Raw genomic sequence first — 22,646 nt, 5'->3', positions numbered from 1 at the left:
GCCCGGAACCGGAAGCCGACCGGAGCGACGGCGGGGCCGATCAGCGGAACGGTGGTCGGGGCGGCGACTGGGACGGCGGCTGGCGGCAGGTCGCGCCGCCCACGGTGACCGTCGCCCGGTCCTCGATCGGGGTGAGCGACGGACTGCGGTTCAGGGACGGCCTCGCCTCTTGGCAGAACCTCGCGTTCGGCAGCGAGCTCGGCCATGCCGTACTGCCGTCCGCGCCGGTGGGCCTCATCCATGGCGTCGCCCGTCCGGGCGGACCGCGTTCCGAGTCTGCCGGTGGACCGCTGCTGCTGCGTGCCGCCCGGACCGGTGCGGACGAGGAAGCGGAAGCTGCGGCGGGCCCGACGCCCGCGACCGTCCAGCGGACGAGCACCAAGACGTCCTCCCGCGCCCCGTCCGCCCGCCCCTCGTCCCCCCGCTCCTCCGGAAGCGGGGCACCGGGGCGGCGGACCGGCGGGGACGGCGCGACCACTCCGGAAGCCGCGGCAGGCGCGGCCCCGGCGACGAGCACGGCACCGGCCGCGACTCCGGGCCCGGCTTCGGAACGGGCCGCCACGTCGGCGTCGCAGCATCCGGCGGACACCGCACCGGCACCGGTCTCGCTCCAGCGGGCCAAGCCCGCGGCCGTACGTCCTCGGCGGACCGCCCCGCCGCTGATCGTTGCCCGGCGTCCGGCGATGGCACTGCGGCACATCGCCGGAATCCTGCCGCCCACGGCCTCCGCACCGGGCACTTCCGTCACCACCTCCACCGTGCGGCAGGGCGCGTCGCAGCAGACTGCGCCCGCCGCGCTGCCGGGGGTCACTCCGTCGTCGGACCGCACCACTGACAGTTCCACCATCGACCGTCCCACCACCGACCGTCCCACCGCTGACGGTCCCGCTGCCGCCCCGGTACGCCCCGCCCTGGGCAAGCCCCTACGGGAACTGCCCACCGGGGCCATGCCCTCCGGCCCGGCAGCGCGGAGCGGGGTCGTCCCGTCCGCCCCGGCAGGTCAACAGCCGTCAGACATGCCGGTACTTCAGCGCCAGGAAACGGACGCGGCAACCCCCGCGGTGGCCCCCGCGGTGACCGTGCCTGCGCCGGATGCGACGAAGCCGTCGCAACCTCAGCCGTCGCCCCCGTCGGAAGCCCGGGCCCCGGAGACTCGCGCCCCGCAGCCGTCACAGCCCGACAGACCCGGCTCACAGGCTCGGGCCCGCGGCGGGATCGGCACCCCTCTTCCCGCGCTTCCGTCGACGGCCCGGCTCCGGAACGATGCTCCGCTGCTCGGCGACCGCCGTCGGACACCCCAGCCGGGAGCCGCAGGCCCGCAGCAGGGCGCGTCGCAGCAGACTGCGCCCGCCGCACCGGTCATGCCGATGTCGAACCCCCCGAACGCGCCTTCCGAGATGCCGGTGCGCTCATCCGTCGTATCTGCCCCGCCCGGTGAGTCCGCACCGCAATCCGCAGCCGTCCAGCGTGTGGTGGACGCCTCGCGTGCGGGCACACCGGTCACCATCGCTGCCTCTTCCGCGCCGGCTCCTGTTGCGCCGGTACGTGTCCGCAGGATCATCCCGGAGCGGGGGAAGGGACAGGCAGCCGGGCCGGCCGCCGGTGCCGTCGGGAAGCCGACGACGCCCGTCGTTCAGCGGTCGAGGGCTCTCCTCGCGGGCAGGTCCCTGAAGGTGAGCACCGGCTCCGGCGAGGGCTTCTCGGGGCCGACGGCAGGCAGCGCTGCGCGGCCGGTCGTGGTGCCCACCTGGCGTCGCGATGTCCAGCAGCCGGGGCCCGATGCGTCTTGGCCGCCGTCGCTGTCGTCGGGGCGCGGCAGTTCCCGTCCCGCCGAACCCGCTGCACCGCCGTCGCCGTCGTCGGGGCGCGGCAGTTCCCGTCCCGCCGAACCCGCAGCACCGCCGTCGCCGTCGTCGGGGCGCGGCAGTTCCCGTCCCGCCGAACCCGCTGCACCGCACCGGCCCCGTGCAACCGGTCCGGGGCCGACGTCCGGGGGTGCGGTGCCCGAGAGGCCGACACCCGGCGGCACCGTCCAACGCCTCGTGCCCGGAAACCCGCCTCCCGTCCCCGCGCGGAGCGGGACGTCTTCGGGCCGGACGCCCGCTGGTGAACCTGTTCGCGTTCCGGGGACCGGACGGGCAGCAGGTGCAGCACCCGAGGCCAAAACCGGAGCCACACCCGATGCAGGGCCAGCCGCCGACCGGAAGGTGCGAAGGTCGGCGGGCGGCGGCCCCCTCGTGCGGCTCGTACAACGTGCAGTCCGCGGCGGTGCGACAACGTCACCGTCCCGCCCCGAGCCCCGCCGGCCGGAGCAGCAGCTCGCGGAGCCACTCCCCGCCCACCGTCCCGTTCCGCCGCCCCCGGCACCACGGCCCGCACCCGCCACCCCGTCCGCGTCGTCCGTGCCGTCCGCCGCTCAGCCGGTTCCGGTTGTACGCCCGGATCCGCCGGGCCCGCACCGGCCGGGAGCGACCGTCGTGCCCGTACAGCGGATGCCGCTGCCGGTGGTGCCCGAGTCCGCCGCTCCGGTGGCCACCGGACCGATGGAGGGAGCCGAGTCCCCCTTCCCCGGGCCGCCAAGCCTTGCGGTACGGGTTCCGCAACGCGCACCGGCTCCGGCAGCCGGAGCCTCTGGTGCCTCCGGAACTTCTGGTGCCTCCGGGCCCACGGCCGAGGTGCTTCAGCGCGCGGCGGCCGCCGCCGGGATCACCGGTGTTCCGGTGCGGGCGGCCCCGGTGAAGGCCGCCCAGCAACCGGGAAGGACCGGACCGGCCGGATCGGCCGACTCGCCCTCTGAGGAAGCTCCGGCCGCGAACCGGGTCACCGCGGCGGACATCGAGGAACTGGCCCGCCGTCTGCTCGACCCGGTGAGCCGGCTGATCCGGGCGGACATGCGCAGAGGGCGGGAGCGTACCGGGCGGCTGTACGACGGACGTCGCTGACAGCGGACCGAACGGCCCCACCGCACGGTACTTGGATACACCAGAGAAGAAGAGAAGCACATGACGGACAACATCTTCGCGACGAGCGTCTTCTTCAAGCTCGTCATCGGGGGCAGCGATCTGGGGGCCTTCCACACCTGCTCGGGTCTGGGCGCCGAGGTGGAGATGGAGCAGTACGCCGAGGGCGGCAACAACGGTTTCACCTGGCAGCTGCCGGGGCGGATCACCTGGACCAACATCACACTGACCCGCCCCGTCACCGCCGACACGCTCAAGATCGCACGGTGGCTGAACGAGACGATCCAGCGGGTCGAGCCCAAGGACGGCGAGATCGTCGCACTCCGCCCGGACCTCAGTCGCATCATCAGCTGGCAGGTGCAAGGAATCGTGCCGGTCCGCTGGCAGGGGCCGTCCTTCGACCCCGCCAACTCCCAGGCGGCGATCGAGACGCTGGAGATCGCACACGAGGGCCTTGAGCCTTCCTGATGAATCATCATATTGCTTAGCAGATACAGGTATCAGAGAAGACCGGGAAGGAGGAGCGCCATGTCACCCGCTGTCCGTACCAGCCGTGCTCGCGCCCAGCTGACCATCATGGAACCGCCGACGACCGTCGGCGCCAAACCGGGCGGGAACCTCGCCCGGATCACCCTGCAGTTCAACCCCGCGAAGCTGTCGCTGAGCAAGAGCACCGAGTGGCGGCGTACGCCGTCCCGGATGGCCGGGCAGTCCGCACTGCCCGAGTTCGTGGGCAGCGGGCCCCGGGCGCTGTCCCTGGAGGTCTTCCTGGACTCCACCGCCACCCATGACAACTCGGTGGAGAAGGCGGTGGAGCAGCTGATGCTGGCATGTGTGCCCACCCCCAGCAGCCTGGCCCGCAAGACGCCCGCCAGCCCTTGGGTCCGCTTCGACTGGGGCACGTCGAAGACGACCTCGTTCGACGGCGTGATGTCCAACCTCTCCGTCTCGTACACCCTGTTCGACGTCGACGGGAAGCCGTTGCGCGCCACCTGCGCCCTGTCGATCGAGGAGGCGAGCGTGGACCCGGCGGGCCAGAACCCCACGTCCGGCTCGCGGGAGGCACGTCGTACGCACCGGGTCGTCGCCGGTGACAGCCTGCCGTTGCTGGCCTGGCGGGAGTACGGCGACGCCACCGCTTGGCGCACGATCGCCGAGGCCAACGACGTTGACGACCCGATGCAGTTGATCCCCGGCACGGAGCTGGTCGTGCCCGGACTGGAAGACCACGCCCCGGAGGGCAGCCGGTGACCGCCCCCGGCCGCTCCTTCGCCGCGGACCCCATCGTCGAGGCCCCAGGTGAGCTGCCGGCGGCCTGGGCCGCCCAGCTGGTGAGCTGCGTGGTGGACGAGAACGTCGGCCTGCCGGACACCGCCGTGCTGACGTACCGCGACCCCGATCACAAGCTGCTCACCGCCACCGGGCTCACCATCGGCACCCCGCTGAAGATATCCGTGGTCACCGTGCAGGAGCGGGTGCGCGAGCGGCTGTTCACCGGTGAGGTCACGGCGGTCGAGCTGGACAGCGACACCACCGGTTCGTTCACGGTCGTCCGCGCCTTCTCCAAGGCCCACCGGCTCCAGCGCGGACGGAAGGTGGTGGCCTTCCGCAACATGAAGACCGCGGACATCGTCCGCAAGGTCGCCGCGGGCGCCGGGCTGGCGTGCGGGAAGATCGAGGCCGCGCCCATCACGTACAAGCAGCTGACCCAGCCCAATGTCTCGGACTGGGAGTTCCTCCAGTACCTCGCGGGCGAGAGCGGCGCGCAGGTGCGGGTGGACGACAAGGGCCTGTTGCAGTTCGTGAAGCCGAAGCCCGCCGCTTCCGCCCCCTCGCCCGCCACCTCCGCCACCCGGCACCCGATGGTCCTGGAGTACGGGCGCAACCTGCTGGCCCTGCGAGCCGTGCTGACCGGTGCGGACGGGGCGGGCAGTGTGGAGGTGCGCGGCTGGAACGTCGACACCAAGACCCGGCTGGTCGCCCGCGAGCAGTCCGTCCGCAGCGACACGGTGACCCCCGGGATGAGCCCGTCGCTGGCGGCCGGGGCGTTCGGCCCGAACGCCCGGATGACGGTCACCGACACCCCGTACCGGACGCAGGCCGAGGCCAGGGCCGTGGCCGGTTCGGTGGCCGCCTCGGTGAGCGCCGGATTCGGCGAGATCGAGGCGGTCGCCGAGGGCAATCCCCAACTGCGGGCGGGCGAGCCGGTGGCCCTCGGCAACGTCGGGCCCGCGTTCGCCGGGCGCTACACGGCGACCGCCGCGCACCACGTACTCGAACCGAACGGTGGCTACCGCACGACCGTGCTGGTGAGCGCGGCCCCCGACCGCTCCCTGGCGGGGCTGACCAGCGGCGCGAACGCACCCTCGCGCGGCCCGCGCATGCCGGGTCTCGCGATCGGCGTGGTCACCGACATCCGCGAGGGCAAGGCCGAACGGGGCTGGGTCCGGCTGAAGTTCCCCTGGCTCGACGACACCTACGTGACCGACTGGGTCCGTACGGTGCAGTGGGGCGGCCAGGGCGGCGGCGGGGTGTTCAGCCCCGAGGTGAACGACGAGGTGCTGGTCGGGTTCGAGCAGGGGCTGCTGGACAGCCCGTATGTGCTCGGCGGTCTCTACAACGGGGTCGACAAGCCCTCGCCGCACGACGTGCCGCTGGTCGACCCGACCAGCGGAAAGGTCAACCGCCGTTCCCTGGTGTCCCGTTCGGGCAACCGGCTGGAGCTGCTGGACGCCCCGCGCGGACCGTCCGGTGTCCGGCTGGCCACCGGTGACAAACGGCTCGAAGTCACCCTGGACGAGCGGCGGAACGAGATCGCGCTGACGGTGTACGCCCGCGGTGGCACCCGGGCGCTGAGCTCCGTGACGCTCTCCGCGTCCGGGATCACACTCGACGCCGGAACGGGCGACGTGAACATCAAGGGCAGCTCGGTGACCGTCAACGGCAAGACGGGGGTCACGATCGACGGCGGACTGCTCGGCGTGCTCAAGGCCAAGCTCATCAGGATCAACTGACGCCCCACCAACCGTCCGACACCTCCAGAAGTCCCTTTCCCAGCAAGGAGAACACCGACCATGCCCCCCGCAGCCCGCACGGGCGACAGCACCGCCCACGGCGGCCTCATCGGCACCCCGCCCCCGGGTGCGGTGGCCGTCGCCACCGTGCTGATCGGCGGCCGGCCCGCGGCCGTCACCGGGAGCCTGCACGTGTGCGTCGTTCCCCCGCACGCCGCGCTCGGGCCGGGGAATGTGATCATGCCCAACCCGGCCGCCGCGGTCACCGGTCAGGTCCTGATCGGCGGGCTGCCCGCCGCCCGGATGCGGGACAACACCAGCTGCGGCGCGCCCATCATCAGTGGTGCGCTGAACGTACTGATCGGGGGCCCGATGTGAGCGGCGGCGGATTCATCGGACGCGGCTGGGGCTTCCCGCTGCGGGTCGGCGCCACGGGCGGCATCGGCATGGTCGAGCGGGACAAGGAGATCGAGGAGGCGATCGGACTGGTGCTCGGCACGGCACCGGGCGAGCGGCCGATGCGCCCGGAGTTCGGCTGCGGCATCCACGACTACGTCTTCGCACCCGGTGACGGCGCCACCGCCGGGCGCATCGCCCACGAAGTCCGCACCTCGCTGGAGCGGTGGGAGCCACGCATCGAGGTGACCGACGTGGTGATCGCGTTCGACGCCATCGAGGAGGGCACCTTGTACATCGACGTGCACTACACCGTGCGGGCCACGAACGACCTGCGCAACCTCGTCTTCCCCTTTTACACCATTCCGTCCTCCGAGGGCTCCGAAGAATCGGGAGTGCGCTGATGGCCCTGCCCTCACCCAACCTGGACGACCGCCGCTTCCAGCAGCTCGTCGACGAGGCCAAGCGTTACGTCCAGCAGCGCTCACCCGAGTGGACCGACCACAATGTGTCGGACCCCGGGGTCACGCTCATCGAGACGTTCGCGTACATGGTCGACCAGCTGCTGTACCGGCTGAACCGGGTGCCGGACAAGAACTACTCGGCCTTCCTCGACCTGCTGGGCGTCACCCTGTTCCCGCCGTCGGTGGCGCGGGCAGAGGTCGACTTCTGGCTGTCCGCGCCGCAGCCGGAGACCGTACGGCTCCCGGCGGGCACGGAGGTCGCCACCTCACGCGGCGAGTCCGAGGAGGCGGTGGTGTTCTCCACCTCCGAAGAGCTGCCGATCGTGCCGAGTTCGCTGGTCCGGCTGGTCACCGCGCCGGTGTCCGGCGACCAGACCGACCGCACCGCACCGCTCGGCGCCGGCAAGGACATCCCGTGCTTCCAGCCCCGCCCGGAGCCCGGTGACGCCCTGCTGTTCGGGCTGCCCACCGCCGTGCCCCGCTGCATCGTCGCCGTACGCCTGGACAGCCGGGTGGAGGGCGTCGGCGTCGACCCGCGCCAGCCCCCGCTGGTGTGGGAGGCGTGGGACGGTGCCCGCTGGGTCACCTGCCAGACCGGCACCGACAGCACCGGCGGGCTGAACAGGCCCGGCGAGGTGATCGTGTTCGTCCCTGCCGGACACACCACGTCGGTGACCGCGGGGACCCGGGCGGGATGGCTGCGCTGCCGGGTCACCGCGCCGGAACCGGGCCAGCCGTTCTACTCCGAGTCGCCGACGATCCGGGAGGCCGAGGTGTTCACCGTCGGCGGCACGGCGGACGTCGAACACGCGGAGACCATCCTCGACGTCCCGCTCGGCACCTCCGAAGGCGTCGCCGGGCAGCGGTTCTCCGTGAGCCGGGCACCGCTGCTGCTGGACGGGGAGCCGCCGGTCGTCCAGGTGTCCTCAGCGGACGGCTGGCAGGACTGGACCACGGTGGAGCACTTCGGCACCTCCTTGCCGCACGACCGGCATGTGCGGATCGACGCCGTCTCCGGAGAGTTCGCGTTCCCGCCGGAGGTACGCGAACCGGACGGAACGATGCGCGCCTACGGAGCGGTGCCCGAGAAGGGCGCACAGCTGCGGGTCCCGCGCTACCGGACCGGCGGCGGCGCGGCCGGGAACGTCGCCCGGGGCGCGATCAGTGTGCTGCGCAGCTCGGCGCCGTACGTGGCCGGCGTGGACAACCGCGAGGCGGCCCGGGGCGGGGTCGACGGCGAGACCGTGGAGAACGCGAAGGTCCGGGCGCCCAACATCCTTCGGGTGCAGGAGCGGGCGGTCACGGCCGAGGACTACGAGGTCATCGCCCGCGAGGCCGCGCCCTCCCTGCGCAGGGTCCGATGCCTGCCCGCCGTTGCGGGCGAGGGTGGTGCGGTACGGGTCCTGGTGGTGCCCGACGCGGTCGCCGACGAGGGTGGGCAACTGCGGTTCGAGCAGCTGATCCCGTCGGACTCCGTGCTCTCGACGGTCGCGGCGCGGCTCGACGAACGGCGGCTGGTCGGCACCCGGCTGGTGGTGGAACCGCCCGCGTACCAGGGCGTCACCGTGGTCGCCAGGCTGGTGACGGCCGGTGGTGACGTGGACCGGGTCCGCACGGAGGCGCTTGCGGCGCTGTTCCGCCACATCGACCCGCTGCGAGGCGGAGCGGAGGGGACCGGGTGGCCGTTCGGCAGGCCGGTGCAGTACGGCGAGGTCTTCGCCGTACTCCAGGGCGTGCGGGGGGTGGGCCTGGTGGAGGAGGTACGGCTGTTCCCCGCGGACCCGATCACCGGCCGGCGCGGGGCGGCGGTGGAGCGGATCGACGTCGCCCCGGGCGCCCTGGTCTTCTCGCACCAGCACCAGGTCGTGGTCACCGCGAGCGGGGCCGGTGACGGCTCATGACGAGGGCTGCGATACCCGGGCTCGCCAGCCGCTATCCGATCGGCGGGCTGCTGCCCGCGCTGTACGCGGACGACGACCTGGCCCAGCGGTTCACGGCGGGCCTCGACACCGTCCTGGCGCCTGTCCTGTCCACCCTGGACAACCTCCCGGCCTACTTCGACCCGTCGCTGGCCCCGGCCGACTTCCTGCCCTGGCTGTCGACCTGGGTGGGCGCCGACATCGATCCGGCGTGGCCCGAGGGGCTGCGGCGGGCCGTCGTCGCCCGCGCCGTCGAGCTGCACCGGTGGCGCGGCACCCGCCGCGGCCTGGTCGAACACCTCCGGCTCTGCTTCGGCGTGCATGCCGATGTCCAAGACGGCGGCGGCGTCGCGTGGTCGGCCGAGCCGGGCGCGGAACTGCCCCCGGCCCCGACCGGAGAGCTGCTGGTGCGGGTCTGGGCGGTGCGCGGGGGGCCGGTGGACGCGAGCCGCGTCCGGGACGTCGTCGCGGCCTCGTGCCCCGTACACCTCACGTGCCGGGTGGAGATCCTGCCGGGCCCGCCAGACGAGACAGGAGGCTGACGCGATGCGCTCGTGTCCGGCGTGCGGTACGGCCAACGGCGAGGACGACGACTTCTGCGGGAACTGCGGTTCCTATCTGGGCTGGTCCTCCGGGGCGTCGCGGAATCCTCCCGCCGCTGCGGAACCTGAAGGCCCAGCGGAACCAGCGGAACCAGCAGGCGCGGCAGGCGCGGCAGCCGAGCCCACGACCGGTGCTCCAGCCGGTCCCGCGACCGGTACCGCCCCGGAGACCGCGGGTCCCCCGGCCGAGGCCCCGCCCTCCCCGCGCCCCGAGCCGCCGGTGGAACCGCCGCGGTCGCGCACATCGGAACCTGCCGGGCCGCCCCCCGCGCAGCCCGCGCCGGTCCCGGATCCGTCCCCGCGACCGGCGCAGCCCGCCCCCGTACGGCCGCAACCACCGGCCCCGGACGCGCCCGTGGTCGCGGTGCAGCCGGCCAAGCCGATCGCCCGGCGGCCCGTCGTGAGGCCCGTGACAAAGGACGAGGAGCCGGACGGGCCGCCGTGCCCGGCATGCGGCACCCCAAACCTGCCGGGATGCAAGTTCTGCCGCCGCTGCGCCGCACCGTTGCAGACCAGGGAGCAGCCCGCGCCGCTGCCGTGGTGGCGTACGGTGTGGCCGTTCCGCCGCCGGGTGAGAAGAGGATCGGGCCGGGCGCTGCGGCGGACCGTGCTGGTGCTGGTGGTCGTCGGGCTGCTGTTCGCGGGCTTCCTGCTCCTGCCGGCCGGGCGCTACGTCTTCGAGGACGTGCGGGACAAGCTCGGCGGAACGGCGGACATCAGCCCGACCGGCGTCACCGCGAGCGCACACGCTCCCGGCCATCCGGCGTCCGCCGCCGTCGACGGACTGACCAATAAATACTGGGGGGCACCCACGCTCGGCTCGTCGCTGACGTGCACCTTCGACAAGCCCTTCCGGCTGGTCGGCGTCGTGGTGTACCCCGGTGTGTCGACGGAGCCCGAGGAATTCCGGCAGGGAGCCAGGCCCACCCGGGCCGATCTGATCGTCACCACGGCGGATGGCGAGGTCAGCGAGAAGGCGTTGACACTCGCCGACAAGCCGGGCCCGCAGACGGTACGGACCGGCATCAGCGATGTCGTCTCCGTCCGGCTCGTACTGAGGGCCGCGTCCGGCCAGGGCGAGGGGCGGCCGATCGCGGTCGGGGAGGTCGAGTTCTTCAAACGCAGCTGAGGGCGGGCGCCGCCCGGCAGCAGACCGGGCGGGGCCGCTGTGGGCCTTTTCGCCCTCCCCGGTGGACACAGTCGCGCCGGACTCGAGGAACTTCACCCGGCGCTCCGTGATCCGCGGGGCCCGGTCGATGGCGCCCGCGCCCAGGTGGAGACCAACTTGTCCGGAGCGCTGCCCGGGGCGGGACAGCGCCAGTTCACGCATCGGGGCGCCCGCCGAGCGGCGCCCCGTGCGGACGGCGGCCGCCTGCCTCCTACTGCTGTCTTGTCAGCATCGGCAGCAGCAGCGCCGCGGACCAGCTGAAGTTGGGCGCGTTGAGCGGCGCCCCTGTGGTCGGGTCGTAGTTCTCCATGATCGGTCCGTTGCCGGCGAGGCCCGACGCGTGGGTGAGGAGCTGGTCCGCCAGGGCGTCCGCATCCTTGGCGTAGCCGTAGCGGCGTAGGCCGCCGAGGGCGAAGTATGCCTGGTCGAGCCAGACGGGGCCGCGCCAGTACGCGGTCGGCGAGAAGTAGGCGGAGCTCTTCGCCACGGTCGGGAACGGGACGGTGGTGGCGAACTCCCCCGGGTCCGTCAGCTTGTCGCGCACGGCACGGGCCTGTGCCTCGGACGCTGTGCCGGTCCACAGCGGGACGGCGCCCTCGATGCCGCGTCCACGGGCCGTGAGCGGTGCGCCGGTGCCGAGCGCGGTGTCGTGGAACCAGCCGTCCGCGGGGTCGTACATCCTCGTGCGGACGACGGCGGACGTGGCGGCGGACCGCTGCTTCCACCGCTTGGCGTCGGCGCCGCGGCCCAGCGTGCCCGCGATACGCGCCAAGTAGCCCTGGTCAGCGGCGAGATAGGAGTTCAGGTCGACGGACTCCTGGTTGAGGGAGTGGCCGAGGAGTGTTCCGTCGGCCGCTCGGTTGGCGACGATGCCGGTGCCGAGGGCGGCGTCGAAGCGGGGCGCGTTGTCCATGCCGCTCTCCCAGGCCGCGGCGAGGCGCCGCTCCTCGGGCGAGTTGTTGGCGGGGTCGACGGTGGCGCCGTACTCGGCGAGGCCGTTGTGGTCGTGGTCGCGGTTGCGGTACCACCAGGCTTGGTAGGCGGAGAGTTTCGGGTACATCTCACGCAGGAAGGCCTTGTCCCCGCTCTTCGCGTACACCTCCCAGACTGCCCAGGCGGCCAGCGGGGGCTTGGAGTTGCGCTCGTTCCAGTTGCCGCCGCCGCGCGAGGGGTCGTTGTAGAAAATGACGTCGGGGATCATCCCGGCGTCCTGCGGGCGGGTCGTGGAGTCCGGGCCTATCTGCCAGTCGAACATGGCGCGGATCTGCGACTCTGCCAGGTCGGGCGCAAAACGTGCCGTGCCCACAGCCTGCTTCCAGGTGTCCCAGGCCCAGATGCCACCGGTGAACCACTTGTAGGAGATCGACGGCGTGATGCCGTCGTGCTTGATCTGCCCTGCCGCGCCTCGCCAGTTGGTGACGAGGGTCTCCAGCGACTTCACGGCCGTGCGCCGCCGATCCGCCGGCACGCCCCGGGTCACCCCGGCGACATAGCCCCGCCAGCGGGCGTCGGAGGCGGAGACGACGGCATCGGGGTGTGCGAGTACGTCACGGATCTTCGCCTTCTCCTTCGCGCGCTCGGCGGCGGTGAAGGTGTAGGACTCGGTCCAGTCGAAGCTGTGCGAGCGGCCCGGCGCGAGGGTCACCGGTTCCACGGCCTCGGTGCGGTACGTGTCGCCGTCCACCGTCGTGCGGACGGCGTCCTTGTGCGTGACGTCGAAGCGTTCCGTGCCGTCGGTCAGGTAGTCCCAGGTCTCACGGACCCTCGCGAAGCCGACGCCGACACCGGAGCCGGTGGCGGTCAGCGAGGGCGCGTCGCGCATGGGCCGGTCGGCGGGCCGCAACAGGCTGCCCGTCCAGTCGGCACCCAGCGTGCGGGGCGCCGGGCCGGTGTTGCGGACCTCGGCCCGCACCAGGGCGCTGCGGCCGGTGGCGAAGCGGAGTTCGAGGGTGAGGCGCAGGCCGCGGCCGAGGTCGTACGACTGGAGGAGCCGGCCTGGGAGCGAGGTGAAGCGTGGCGCGCCGCCCCCGGCCAGGTCCAGGGTGCGGCCGTGTTCGGTGAGGCTGATGCGGCTGAAGGACTTGCTGAGCCACCAGGGGTATTCCTGTGCGATGTAGAGGGGCCCGGAGAAGCCGCCGTAGGCGTCCTTGTCGCCGGCCTTCGGCAGGGCGTAGGCGTGCCAGGCTCCCTGGTCGGCGAAGACGGTGACGGGGTTGTTGTCCTCGTCGTCGCCCGGCTGGGCGGCAGCGGGGGTGCCGTGCAGGTCGAGGACGTCGGCGTACGAGGAGGGTGGCTTCGGGTGCGGATGGGCGGAGGCCGTCTGCGGCACGGCGAGGGCGCCGCCGGCGAGGAGGAGTGCGGTCAGGGCGCACAGGGGCCGGTGTCTGGTCACTGGTCGGTCTCTCCAAGGGAGTCGGTGGCGATGCGCAGGACTGCGGCGCCGAGCGGGCCGAGTCCGATGTGGTCGCGGACGGCGGCTCCGGTGAGCAGGTCGGTGCCGCCGGCCGCGTAGGGGCCGGTAAGTTGCGTCCGAGTGTCGTGGTCACTGTGATTGAGAACGAAGAGGTACGTGCCCTGCGTGCCGGAGCGCACGGTCGCCTCGACTCCTTCGGGGACGTCGAGCACGGGGCGTACGCCCGCTGCCCGGAGCACGTCGTCGAGCACGGCTGCGATGCCGTCGCCGAGGTGGGCGCTCACGTACCACGCGGTGCCGGCGCCGTGGGGATGGCGGGTGACGGCGGGGCGGCCGGTCAGTTCTCCGGACGCGTACGAGTCGACGACCTCGGTGTCCAGGGCGTCGGGTTCGATCCACTCGCTCCACCGGGTGGCCTCGGCACCGGAGTCGAGCCGCACCGCCTCACCGTCGGGGATCGGCCAGAACTCGTCGACGGACACGCCGAGTACGTCCCGCAGCGGTCCCGGTGCGCCGCCGTCGTGGATGTGGTCGTGGCCGTCGACGACGCCGCTGAAGGGGCCGCACACGAGGTGGCCGCCGCCGCGTACGTACGCGGCGATGCGTACGGCGTTCTCGGGCCGCAGAAGGTGGAGGTTGGGCGCGAGCACCGCCCGGTAGCCGTCGAGGTCCGCGTGCGGGGGCACGAAGTCGGCGGTGACGGCACGGGCGTGGAGAGCCGCGTACCAGGGGCGCAGGAGGTCGGGCCAGCGCATGCGGGCGGAGGGGTGGTCGTCGGCCTCGAGGGCCCACCAGGAGTCCCAGTCCAGGACGATCGCCACGTCGGCCCGGGTGGTGGCGCCGGTGACTTCGCCGAGCCGTGCGAGTTCGGCGCCGAAGCGCACGGTCTCGCGCCAGCCGCGGGAGAGGGTGCCGCGGTGCGGGAGCAGCGCGCTGTGGTACTTCTCGGCGCCGGCGCGGGAGGCGCGCCACTGGAAGTACATGATGCCGTCGGCGCCGCGGGCCAGAGCCTGGAGGGACCAGAGCCGTTGCAGGCCGGGCTTCTTGGGGACGTTGACCGGCCGCCAGCTGACGGCGGACGGCGCCTGTTCGAGGAGCAGCCAGGGCCGGCCGCCCTTGAGGGAGCGCATCAGGTCGTAGTTGAGCGAGGCGTTGACGTGGGCGCGCGGGTCGGCGGGGTCGGGGTAGGCGTCGTCGGAGACGAGGTCCTCGTGCTCGGCCCATTTCCAGTAGTCGAGTGCCTTGAACATCGACATGAAGTTGGTGGTGGCCGGGATGTCCGGGCTGAGTTCCCTGAGTGCCTCGCGCTCGGCGCGGTGGCATTCGAGGAGGGCGTCGGAGCAGAAGCGCCGCCAGTCCAGGAGTTGCGTCGGGTTGACGGGTCCCGGAGCGGTGCGCGGCGGTTCGATCTCGTCGTACGTGCCGTAGCGCTGCGACCAGAAGGCCGTGCCCCAGGCGTGGTTGAGGCCGCCGATCGTGCCGTATCGGTCGGTGAGCCAGGCGCGGAAGTGGTCGGCGGAGCGTGCGCAGAAGCACTCGGTGACATGGTCGCCGTACTCGTTGTGGATGTGCCACAGAGCGAGGGCCGGATGGTGTGCGTAGCGTTCGGCGAGGGCTCGAGTGAGGCGGAGGGCAGCGGCACGGTACTCGTGCGAGGACGGACAGTAGTGCTGGCGCGAGCCGAATTCGAGTCGTACGCCATCGGCCGTGACCGGCAGGATCCCGGGTTGGGCGCGGACCAGCCACGCGGGCGGTGACGCGGTCGCGGTGGCCAGGTCGACGGCGATGCCGTGGGCGTGCAGCAGGTCGAGAAGTCGGTCGAACCAGGCGAAGTCCCATGTGTCCGGGCCAGGTTGGAGCCGCGCCCAGGAGAAGACGCCGACCGTCACCATCGTGACGCCGGCTTCGCGCATCAGCTTGGCGTCCTCGGCCCAGACGTCCTCGGGCCACTGTTCGGGGTTGTAGTCACCGCCGTAGAGGACGCCCGGGACTCGGGTCAGGCGGCTCATCCCTTCACCGCCCCGCCGAGGAGTCCGGCCACGAACTGCCGCTGGAAGAGAAGGAAGAGGGCCATCAGCGGGAGGGTGGCGAGGAGTGAGCCGAGCATCAGTCCCGAGTAGTCGACACGGGAGAGCCCGGTGAGGGTGTTGAGCGCGACAGGCACGGTGTATTTGTCCTCGGAGTTGAGCATGAGCAGTGGCCAGATGAAGCTGTTCCACTGCGCCATGAACGTGAAGATGACCAGGGCGCCGAGCTGCGGGCGCACGCACGGCAGCACGACTTGGTAGAAGGTGCGCAGCTCGCCGGAGCCGTCGATACGGGCCGATTCGAGGAGCTCGTCGGGGAAGTCGACGAAGCCCTGCCGCATCAGCAGGATACCGAAGGAGTTCGCCAGGAACGGCAGGACGACCGCTTGGTAGGAGTCGATCCAGCCGACGCTCGCCATCATCTGGAACAGCGGCACGAGCAGCACCTGGAACGGGATCATCATCGTGGCGAGCACGGCGCCGAGCAGCAGGCCCCGGCCGCGGAAGCGGTACTTGGCGAGCCCGTAGCCGCACATGGCGGAGATCAGCGAGCTGAGCACGGTGTGCACGACGGCGATACCGACGCTGTTGAGGAGGACCCTCCCGAAGCCGATGGTGTCCTGGAGCCGCGCGAGGTTGTCGAGCAGACGGCCACCGGGCAGGAACGGCGGCGGCGAGCGGAACAGGTCCGACGTGGAGTGCGTCGCGGCGATCGCCATCCAGAGGAACGGCACCAGGCTGACGACGGCGCCGGCCGCGAGGAACAGGCGTACGGCGTACCGGCCGGCGCGCCGGGCCGGGTGGACACGTACGGGGGCCTGCTGGAGGGTGGTCACCGGCGGCGCTCCCTTCCGAAGGCGACGTACTGGAGGGCGGAGATCGCGGCGATGAGGGCCACGACGACCCAGGCGATGGCGGCGGCGTAGCCGAAGTCGAGCTGCTGGAAGCCGACTTTGTAGAGGTAGACGACCGGGGTGAGGGTCGCGTCGTCGGGGCCGCCGCGGGTGAGGACGTAGTTCTCGTCGAAGAGCTGGAGTGTTCCGATGGTGGAGGTGATCACGCAGAACAGGACGACCGGGCGCAGCTGCGGCAGGATCACGCGGGTGTACGTGGAGAGGGTGGTGGCGCCGTCGATGGCGGCGGCCTCGTACTGTTCCTTGCCGATGGACTGGAGTCCGGCGAGCAGGATGACGGCGTTGTAGCCGGTCCAGCGCCAGGTCAGGGACGCGATCAGCGATACGCGGGCCCAGGTGGGGCTGTTGAGCCAGTCGACCTGGCCGATGCCGACGGCACCGAGCATCTGGTTGACGAGGCCGCCGTCGGTCTTGAGGAGGACCTGGAAGACGACGGCGTACGCGACGAGTGTGGTGACGGCGGGCAGGAAATAGACCGCTCGCCAGGTGCCGCGGAAGCGCAGCCAGGACTGGTTGAGCAGGACGGCGAGGACGAGTGCCAGGCCGATCATCACGGGGACCTGCACGACGAGGATGATCCCGGTGTTGAACAGGGACTCCAGGAACGCGGGGTCGTGGATCATGCGCCGGTACTGGTCGAGTCCGACCCAGTGGGTGGCGCCGGCGTCCTCGGTGGTGAAGCTCTGCAGGAGGCTCGCGCCCAGCGGATAGGCGAAGAAGAGCGCGAAAAGGGCGGCTGCGGGTCCGGCGAATATCCAGGCGGTGGGACGTCGGCGCCTGCGGCGTGCCCCGGCCGGGGCACGGGCGGGGGCGACCGGCCGGTCGTAGGTGGTGTGGGCGGCCATCGGGTTACTTCACCCTTTCGCGGCCGGTGGCCGTGGCGAGCTGCCGCGCGGCCGAGTTCAGGGCGGCGCGCGGGTCCTTGCCCCGGAGCATCACGCCGGTGACGGCGGAGATCATGATGTCGGTGGCCTTCGCGTCGTCCTTGTTGTTCTCGACCGGCGGGATGTTGCGGGCGAGCCGGGCGAACACGTCGAGGGCAGCCTGTCCGCCGAAGTACTCCTGTTTCGCGCTCAGATACGAGTCGTCGAGCGCGGGCAGATAGGCGGGGAACAGGCCCTCTCGCTTGAGCATGGAGACCTGGTTCGCCTTGCCGGTGAGCAGGAACTGGATGAACGCCCAGGCCAGACGGGGGTTCTTGCTCTGTCCTGGGACGCAGAGCGTGGAGCCGCCGATGTTCGAGGTGCGGATGCCGTCGTCGGTGAATCCGGGCAGTGGCACCACCCCGAACTTTCCCTTCAGTTCGGGCATCTCGTCGCTGAGCGTGCCCGTCCACCAGGCGGCGGTGGGCGTGGTGGTGGCCTTGCCCTCCTTGGTGCCGGTGACGAGCCCGTCCCAGCCCTTCTCGTAGTCGACGAGCCCCTTGTCGTGGAGGGTCTTCATCAGCGTCAGGGCCTTGACGGCCTCCGGGGTGTCGACCGCGACCCGGCCGCCCTTGAAGTAGGACTGGCCCTGCTGCTGGAGCAGCATCGGCAGGATCCCGGCGTCCGTGTTCGAGGAGTCCATGATGAGCAGCTTGCGGCCGGTGGCCTTCTTGATGCGGACGCCCGCCGCTACGTAGTCGTCCCAGGTCAGCAGCGACTTGGGGTCGACTCCGGCGGCGCGGAAGTGGTCCGTGCGGTAGTAGAGCGCGCAGGGGCCGATGTCCCAGGGCAGGGCGAAGACCGCGCCGCCCTTGCCGGTGACGGTGCGCCACGCGGCGCGGTCGAAGTCGCCCCCGTAGCGGCCGCCGAGGCTCGTCAGGTCGTAGAAGCCGCTGGGGAAGTTGCCTATGTAGCGCGGCATGTGGCTGCCCTCGACCGTGAGGACGTCGGCGAGGCCCGAGCCGCCGCGCAGGCCCACGGTGATCTTGTCGTAGGCGTTGTCGTAGCCGATGTCGACGACGTCGACGGTGGTGCCGGGGTGGCGCTCCTCGAAGGTGCGGGCGAAGCGCTTCATGGCCTTGGCGGCCACGTCCCACGACCAGACGGTGATCTTCCCGCTGACCTTGCCCCCTTCGTCATCCTTCCCGCCGCCGATGTCACGGGCGCCTCCGCCGCCCGTGCCGCCCATGGCACATCCGCTGACCAGTGGCGATGCCGCGGTCGCGAGACCTGTGGCCAGAACAACCCGTCGGGTGGGTCTTGTTGACACTCTTGCCTCCTGGAGCCTGAATGCCTAATGCTGTATTCAGAACACTGAATGACGGAGCCCGCCGTCAAGAGGTGTACACCCAAAGACTTTTGTTGCTGTGGTTCATGACTGACCTGACTGAGTCGGCTCACGCGAAAGGCGCGGCATGACGTCATCCCAGGACTCCGTCCACCCCTACGCCCACCCCTACATCCCGAACGCGGTCCCGGCCGTGCGGCAGGCCATGCTCGAGGAGATCGGCGCGGCGAGCGTCGAGGACTTCTACGCCGACATCCCGGACGGCATCCGGCTGCACCGCCCCCTCGACCTGCCGGCCCCACTGCGTTCGGAAGCCGAACTCACCCGCCACATGGAGGAGTTGCTCAGCCGCAACACCTCAACACGCCAGGCGCTCAGCTTCCTCGGCTCCGGCTGCTACCAACACCACGTACCGGCGGTCGTGGACGAAGTGGTCAACCGCAGCGAGTTCCTCACGGCGTACGCGGGCGAGCCCTACGAGGACCACGGCCGCTTCCAGGCACTGTGGGAATACCAGTCGATGATGGCCGAGCTGCTCGACGTCGAGATCGTCAACGTCCCGGTGTACGACGGCTTCCAGGCCTCAGGAACCGCCCTGCGCATGGCCGGCCGGATCACGGGCCGCCGCCGCGTGCTCGTCGCCACCGCGATCGACGCCGACAAGCTCTCCCGCATACGCGACTACGTACGCCCCGACCACGACGTCACGGTGGTCCCGGTCGATCCGGACACCGGCTGCGCCGACCTCGACGCGGTGCGTGAAGCGCTCACCGCCGGCGCCACGGCGGCGGTGTACGCGGACACGCCCTCCGCGCTCGGCATCGTCGACGAGGCGCTGCCCCGCCTCGCCGAACTCGCCCACGAAGCGGGGGCGTTGTTCGTCGTGGGCTGCAATCCACTCACGCTCGGCGTGCTCGCACCGCCCTCCGCGTACGGCGCCGACATCGCGTGCGGCGACATCCAGCCACTCGGCCTCCACCAGAGCTTCGGCGGCGGCAACGCGGGCTTCATCGCCACGCGCGACGAGGAGACGCTGGTCGCCGAGTACCCGTCACGCCTGTTCGGCCTCGTGCCGACGATCGTCGAGGGCGAGTACGGCTTCGGCGACGTCGCCTACGAGCGGACCTCGTTCGCGCTGCGCGAGGAGGGCAAGGAGTGGGTCGGCACGGCCGCCGCGCTGCACGGTATCGGCGCCGGGGTCTATCTCGCGCTGATGGGACCGCAGGGCATGCGGGAGATCGGCGACACGATCCTCGCGCTCACCGCGTACGCCCGCAGGCGCCTCGCCGAGGTACCCGGCATCGAGGTCCCGTACGGCGGTGCCCTGCACTTCGCCGACTTCACCATCCGCTACACGGGCGGCAGGACCGCCGCCGAGATCCGCGCCGACCTGAAGGAGCGGGGCATCTTCGGCGGCGTACCGACCGGCGAGCACGAGGCCGCGTACTGCGTCACCGAAGTCCACACCAAGGCCGACATCGACCGGCTGGCCGCAACCCTGGAGGAGATCGTCAAGTGACCGCCCCGCACGCGCCCGTGTCCGTCTCCCCCGAGGAGGCGCGCATCGCCGACAAGCCGCGCCTCCGCCGTTTCCAGCAGGCCTCCTGGGACGAGAAGCTGATCTTCGAGCTCGGTTCGCCGGGCGAGCGAGGCGTCCTCGTACCGGCCACGGACCCGTCCATCGGGAAGGCCGAGATACCCGCCGCCCTGCGCCGCGCCGAACCGCCCGCACTGCCGGAGATGTCCCAACAACAGGTACTGCGCCACTACTTGCGCCTGTCACAGGAGAATCTGGGCGCCGATCTCAACATCGACGTCGGCCAGGGCACCTGCACCATGAAGTACAGCCCCAAGGTCAACGACCAGTTCGTCCGTGACCCGCGGATCGCGGCGCTGCACCCCCTCCAGGACGAGGACACGGTCCAGGGCGTCCTCGGGATCATCCACAGCCTGGAGCAGCTCCTGAAGGAGATCTCCGGCATGGACCGGGTCTCGCTCCAGCCGGGCGCCGGCTCCGCCGCGATCTACACGAACGTCGCCATGATCCGCGCCTACTTCGCCGCGCGCGGCGAGCTGGAGCAGCGCGACGAGGTCATCACGACGATCTTCTCCCACCCGTCGAACGCGGCTTGCGCGAAGACGGCGGGCTTCAAGGTCATCACGCTCCACCCGGACGCGGACGGCTACCCGGACATCGAGGCCCTCAAGGCGGCGGTCGGCCCGCGCACGGCGGCGCTCCTCATCACGAACCCCGAGGACACGGGCATCTACAACCCGCGCATCGAGGAGTTCGTACGGATCGTGCACGAAGCGGGCGGCCTGTGCTCGTACGACCAGGCCAACGCGAACGGCATCCTCGGCATCACGCGCGCCCGGGACGCGGGCTTCGACCTGTGCCACTTCAATCTGCACAAGACGTTCTCGACGCCGCATGCGTGCGGCGGCCCGGCGGCGGGTGCCTGCGCGGTCTCCGAGGACCTCGCCCCGTATCTGCCGCGCCCCACCGTCGAGTTCGACGGTTCGGCCTACCGGCTGGACGACGACCGGCCCGAGTCGGTCGGCAAGATGCGGCCGTTCTACGGCGTCGTGCCGAACCTGGTCCGTGCCTACGCCTGGATCATGTCGCTCGGCGCACAGGGCCTGCGGGCCGCCGCCGAGACGGCCGTCCTCAACAACAACTACCTGCTCCACAAGGTCCGGCAGATCCGGGGCGTCTCCATCCCCTACGCGGCGGGGCGCCCGCGCGTCGAGCAGGTCCGCTACAGCTGGGAGAAACTCCACGAGGACACCGGCCTGCACTCCGAGGACATCGGCCTGCGTGCCGCGGACTTCGGTACGCACTACTGGACCAGCCACCACCCGTACGTCGTGCCGGAACCCATGACGCTGGAGCCGACCGAGTCCTACACGCGCGCCGACCTCGACGAGTACGCGGCGATCCTCGCGGAGATCGCCCGTGAGGCGTACGAGGACCCGGAGACCGTACGCACGGCGCCGCACCGCTCGACCATCCACCGGGTCCGCCCGGAAGCCCTGGACTCCCCGGCGACCTGGGCGGTCTCCTGGCGCGCCTACCGCCGCAAGGTGCTCGGTGAGGCCGGCCGGTGACGAGGATCGGCCTGGTGGTCAACCCGGTCGCCGGCCTCGGCGGCCGGGTGGGCCTGGGCGGTACCGACGGCCCGGACCGGACCCGCGCGGCACTCTCGCTGGGCGCACGCCCCTTGGCGGGGGCGCGCGCCGCTGCGGCCTTGGGTGAACTGGCTGCGCGTTCGGGCCAGTTGACAGAGGCCGGCCGTCCTGCGTGGGAGGGGCGAGGCAGTGGGTCGACAGCGGCGGCGCGCCCCGCACCCAGCCGGCGCACACAGGCGAGCGCCGCTCCGACGGCCTCCGCACCGGATGGCCACCCCGATGCGTCGGAGGGCACGGCGTACGCCCCCGCAACCACGCGGGGGCGCACGCCACACCCCGTGCCCGGCCACCGGGCCGACGCCACCGGGGATCGCGCGCCGAACGAACTCAGCGACACACAGGCCGGGGCGGCGGCCATCGCTCCGGTCGGTCACCCGCCGGGTTCCGGACTCCTCGTCGTGACCGCCGCCGGGCCCCTGGGCGCTGACTCCGTCGCCGCCGCAGGGCTTGCGGGGCGGGTCGTGTACGCCGCCGGGGCCGGGCGGGACACCTCGGCTGCGGACACGGCCGCCGCGGTGCGGGCCGTCGTCGCCGAGGGCGTCGACCTCCTGCTCTTCGCCGGCGGCGACGGCACCGCACGGGATGTGCTCGGCGCCCTTTGCGACGTGCCCTGCCCGGTCCTCGGCGTACCGACCGGCGTGAAGATGCACTCGGCCGTCTTCGCCATCAGCCCGCGCGCCGCAGGTGAGGTCGCGGCGGCGTGGCTCGCCCGCAGGAGCACTGTTCGGCTGCGGGACGCCGAGGTGATGGACCGCGACGAGGACGCCCTGAGTGAGGGCCGCGTCGCCTCACAGCTCTTCGGGTGGCTGCGTGTTCCCGACGTACCGGCCCGCGTACAGCAGCGCAAGACCGGCAGCACCGCTACCGCGCCCGATGCGGTCGGCGGCATCGCGACCGAGGTCGCCGAGCGCGTCGGGGACGGACTGCTCGTGCTCGGCCCCGGCAGCACCACCAGGGCGGTCGCGGCGGCGCTCGGCGCGGACGTCTCCCTCACCGGGGTCGACGTGCTCCGCCTGCGGCCCGGCCACCGGCCGCGAATCGTGGCCCGCGACGCGGGCGAGGACACCCTCCTCTCCGTCGGCCCGGCCTGGATCGCCCTCTCCCCCATCGGCGGCCAGGGCTTCCTTCTCGGCCGCGGCAACCAGCAGATCTCGCCGCGCGTCCTGCGCGCGGCGGGCGGCCGCGAGCGCCTGCTCGTGCTGTGCACGGAACAGAAACTGGCCGCGCTCGGCGGCCGCCCTCTTCTCCTCGACACCGGCGACGACGCGCTCAACGCGGAGCTGTCCGGCCATCTGCCCGTCATCACCGGCAGGCGGCGCACATCGCTGTACCGCCTGGCCGGATGACCCCTTATGCCACCCATCACCCC

At 72.0% G+C, this 22,646-nt stretch carries 19 protein-coding genes; 12 read left to right on the top strand and 7 right to left on the bottom strand.

Features of this window, described 5'->3' with window-relative positions; translation table 11 throughout:
• Positions 1 to 40 precede the first annotated feature (40 nt).
• Both ACZ7IB_RS32495 and ACZ7IB_RS32490 read right to left on the bottom strand, forming a co-directional pair.
• The gene (locus ACZ7IB_RS32495) at positions 41 to 847 is read right to left on the bottom strand and encodes a hypothetical protein (protein WP_470917483.1); all 807 of its coding nucleotides are present in this window, start codon (positions 845 to 847) and stop codon (positions 41 to 43) included.
• Positions 848 to 1,633: 786 nt separating this feature from the next.
• On the bottom strand, positions 1,634 to 2,029 hold the full coding sequence (locus tag ACZ7IB_RS32490; protein WP_470917482.1) for a hypothetical protein: 396 nt from the start codon (positions 2,027 to 2,029) through the stop codon (positions 1,634 to 1,636).
• Between the two features lie 448 nt (positions 2,030 to 2,477).
• Between ACZ7IB_RS32490 and ACZ7IB_RS32485 the strand changes: the two genes are divergently transcribed.
• From ACZ7IB_RS32485 to ACZ7IB_RS32445, 9 genes are all read left to right on the top strand, one after another.
• The gene (locus tag ACZ7IB_RS32485; RefSeq protein WP_470917480.1) at positions 2,478 to 2,942 is read left to right on the top strand and encodes a hypothetical protein; all 465 of its coding nucleotides are present in this window, start codon (positions 2,478 to 2,480) and stop codon (positions 2,940 to 2,942) included.
• Between the two features lie 60 nt (positions 2,943 to 3,002).
• The gene (locus tag ACZ7IB_RS32480) at positions 3,003 to 3,428 is read left to right on the top strand and encodes a phage tail protein (RefSeq protein WP_093544217.1); all 426 of its coding nucleotides are present in this window, start codon (positions 3,003 to 3,005) and stop codon (positions 3,426 to 3,428) included.
• A 60-nt stretch (positions 3,429 to 3,488) separates the two neighbouring features.
• Positions 3,489 to 4,211 (top strand): CIS tube protein, encoded by a 723-nt coding sequence (locus ACZ7IB_RS32475; RefSeq protein WP_329816658.1) that lies wholly within the window; start codon positions 3,489 to 3,491, stop codon positions 4,209 to 4,211.
• Positions 4,208 to 5,974: a VgrG-related protein gene (locus ACZ7IB_RS32470; RefSeq protein ID WP_470917478.1), complete on the top strand. Its 1,767-nt coding sequence runs from the start codon at positions 4,208 to 4,210 to the stop codon at positions 5,972 to 5,974. Before ACZ7IB_RS32475 ends, ACZ7IB_RS32470 begins: the two co-directional genes overlap by 4 nt.
• 60 nt (positions 5,975 to 6,034) lie before the next feature.
• Positions 6,035 to 6,352 carry a PAAR domain-containing protein gene (locus tag ACZ7IB_RS32465; protein ID WP_329816656.1) on the top strand — a complete coding sequence of 106 codons (318 nt, stop codon included), beginning with the start codon at positions 6,035 to 6,037 and terminating at the stop codon, positions 6,350 to 6,352.
• Complete coding sequence (locus ACZ7IB_RS32460) at positions 6,349 to 6,774, top strand: GPW/gp25 family protein (RefSeq protein WP_072486905.1); 426 nt, start codon at positions 6,349 to 6,351, stop codon at positions 6,772 to 6,774. Before ACZ7IB_RS32465 ends, ACZ7IB_RS32460 begins: the two co-directional genes overlap by 4 nt.
• The gene (locus ACZ7IB_RS32455; RefSeq protein ID WP_470917477.1) at positions 6,774 to 8,735 is read left to right on the top strand and encodes a putative baseplate assembly protein; all 1,962 of its coding nucleotides are present in this window, start codon (positions 6,774 to 6,776) and stop codon (positions 8,733 to 8,735) included. Before ACZ7IB_RS32460 ends, ACZ7IB_RS32455 begins: the two co-directional genes overlap by 1 nt.
• Positions 8,732 to 9,295 carry a phage tail protein I gene (locus ACZ7IB_RS32450; protein WP_470917476.1) on the top strand — a complete coding sequence of 188 codons (564 nt, stop codon included), beginning with the start codon at positions 8,732 to 8,734 and terminating at the stop codon, positions 9,293 to 9,295. The genes ACZ7IB_RS32455 and ACZ7IB_RS32450 overlap by 4 nt, the downstream gene beginning before the upstream one ends.
• A 469-nt stretch (positions 9,296 to 9,764) precedes the next feature.
• The gene (locus ACZ7IB_RS32445; RefSeq protein WP_470917475.1) at positions 9,765 to 10,484 is read left to right on the top strand and encodes an NADase-type glycan-binding domain-containing protein; all 720 of its coding nucleotides are present in this window, start codon (positions 9,765 to 9,767) and stop codon (positions 10,482 to 10,484) included.
• Positions 10,485 to 10,734: 250 nt separating this feature from the next.
• Here the strand turns inward: ACZ7IB_RS32445 and ACZ7IB_RS32440 are convergent, their stop codons facing one another.
• The 5 genes from ACZ7IB_RS32440 to ACZ7IB_RS32420 are packed head-to-tail and all read right to left on the bottom strand — an operon-like array spanning position 10,735 to position 18,070.
• A complete protein-coding gene (locus tag ACZ7IB_RS32440) occupies positions 10,735 to 12,915 on the bottom strand; it encodes an MGH1-like glycoside hydrolase domain-containing protein (protein ID WP_470917473.1) in 2,181 nt (726 codons plus the stop codon).
• Positions 12,912 to 14,945, bottom strand: a complete 2,034-nt coding sequence (locus ACZ7IB_RS32435) for a beta-galactosidase (RefSeq protein ID WP_470917471.1) — start codon at positions 14,943 to 14,945, stop codon at positions 12,912 to 12,914. The genes ACZ7IB_RS32440 and ACZ7IB_RS32435 overlap by 4 nt, the downstream gene beginning before the upstream one ends.
• Positions 14,942 to 15,799 (bottom strand): carbohydrate ABC transporter permease, encoded by an 858-nt coding sequence (locus ACZ7IB_RS32430; protein WP_470917470.1) that lies wholly within the window; start codon positions 15,797 to 15,799, stop codon positions 14,942 to 14,944. The genes ACZ7IB_RS32435 and ACZ7IB_RS32430 overlap by 4 nt, the downstream gene beginning before the upstream one ends.
• Positions 15,796 to 16,722, bottom strand: a complete 927-nt coding sequence (locus tag ACZ7IB_RS32425) for a carbohydrate ABC transporter permease (RefSeq protein ID WP_470917469.1) — start codon at positions 16,720 to 16,722, stop codon at positions 15,796 to 15,798. The genes ACZ7IB_RS32430 and ACZ7IB_RS32425 overlap by 4 nt, the downstream gene beginning before the upstream one ends.
• A 4-nt stretch (positions 16,723 to 16,726) precedes the next feature.
• The gene (locus ACZ7IB_RS32420) at positions 16,727 to 18,070 is read right to left on the bottom strand and encodes an ABC transporter substrate-binding protein (RefSeq protein ID WP_470917467.1); all 1,344 of its coding nucleotides are present in this window, start codon (positions 18,068 to 18,070) and stop codon (positions 16,727 to 16,729) included.
• A gap of 145 nt (positions 18,071 to 18,215) precedes the next feature.
• Here ACZ7IB_RS32420 and gcvPA point away from each other — a divergent pair, with 145 nt between their 5' ends.
• Genes gcvPA through ACZ7IB_RS32405 form a run of 3 tightly spaced genes read left to right on the top strand, consistent with a single transcriptional unit; the run spans position 18,216 to position 22,623 of the window.
• Positions 18,216 to 19,607: an aminomethyl-transferring glycine dehydrogenase subunit GcvPA gene (gene gcvPA / locus ACZ7IB_RS32415; RefSeq protein ID WP_470917465.1), complete on the top strand. Its 1,392-nt coding sequence runs from the start codon at positions 18,216 to 18,218 to the stop codon at positions 19,605 to 19,607.
• Positions 19,604 to 21,196, top strand: coding sequence for an aminomethyl-transferring glycine dehydrogenase subunit GcvPB (gene gcvPB, locus ACZ7IB_RS32410; protein ID WP_470917463.1), 1,593 nt, complete (start codon positions 19,604 to 19,606; stop codon positions 21,194 to 21,196). The genes gcvPA and gcvPB overlap by 4 nt, the downstream gene beginning before the upstream one ends.
• Complete coding sequence (locus ACZ7IB_RS32405; protein WP_470917461.1) at positions 21,193 to 22,623, top strand: ATP-NAD kinase family protein; 1,431 nt, start codon at positions 21,193 to 21,195, stop codon at positions 22,621 to 22,623. Before gcvPB ends, ACZ7IB_RS32405 begins: the two co-directional genes overlap by 4 nt.
• Positions 22,624 to 22,646: the final 23 nt, after the last annotated feature.

Source organism: Streptomyces sp. NPDC037301, assembly GCF_055602785.1.
Note: the sequence above shows the minus strand (reverse complement) of the source record. Positions and strands in the feature narration are given on the sequence as shown.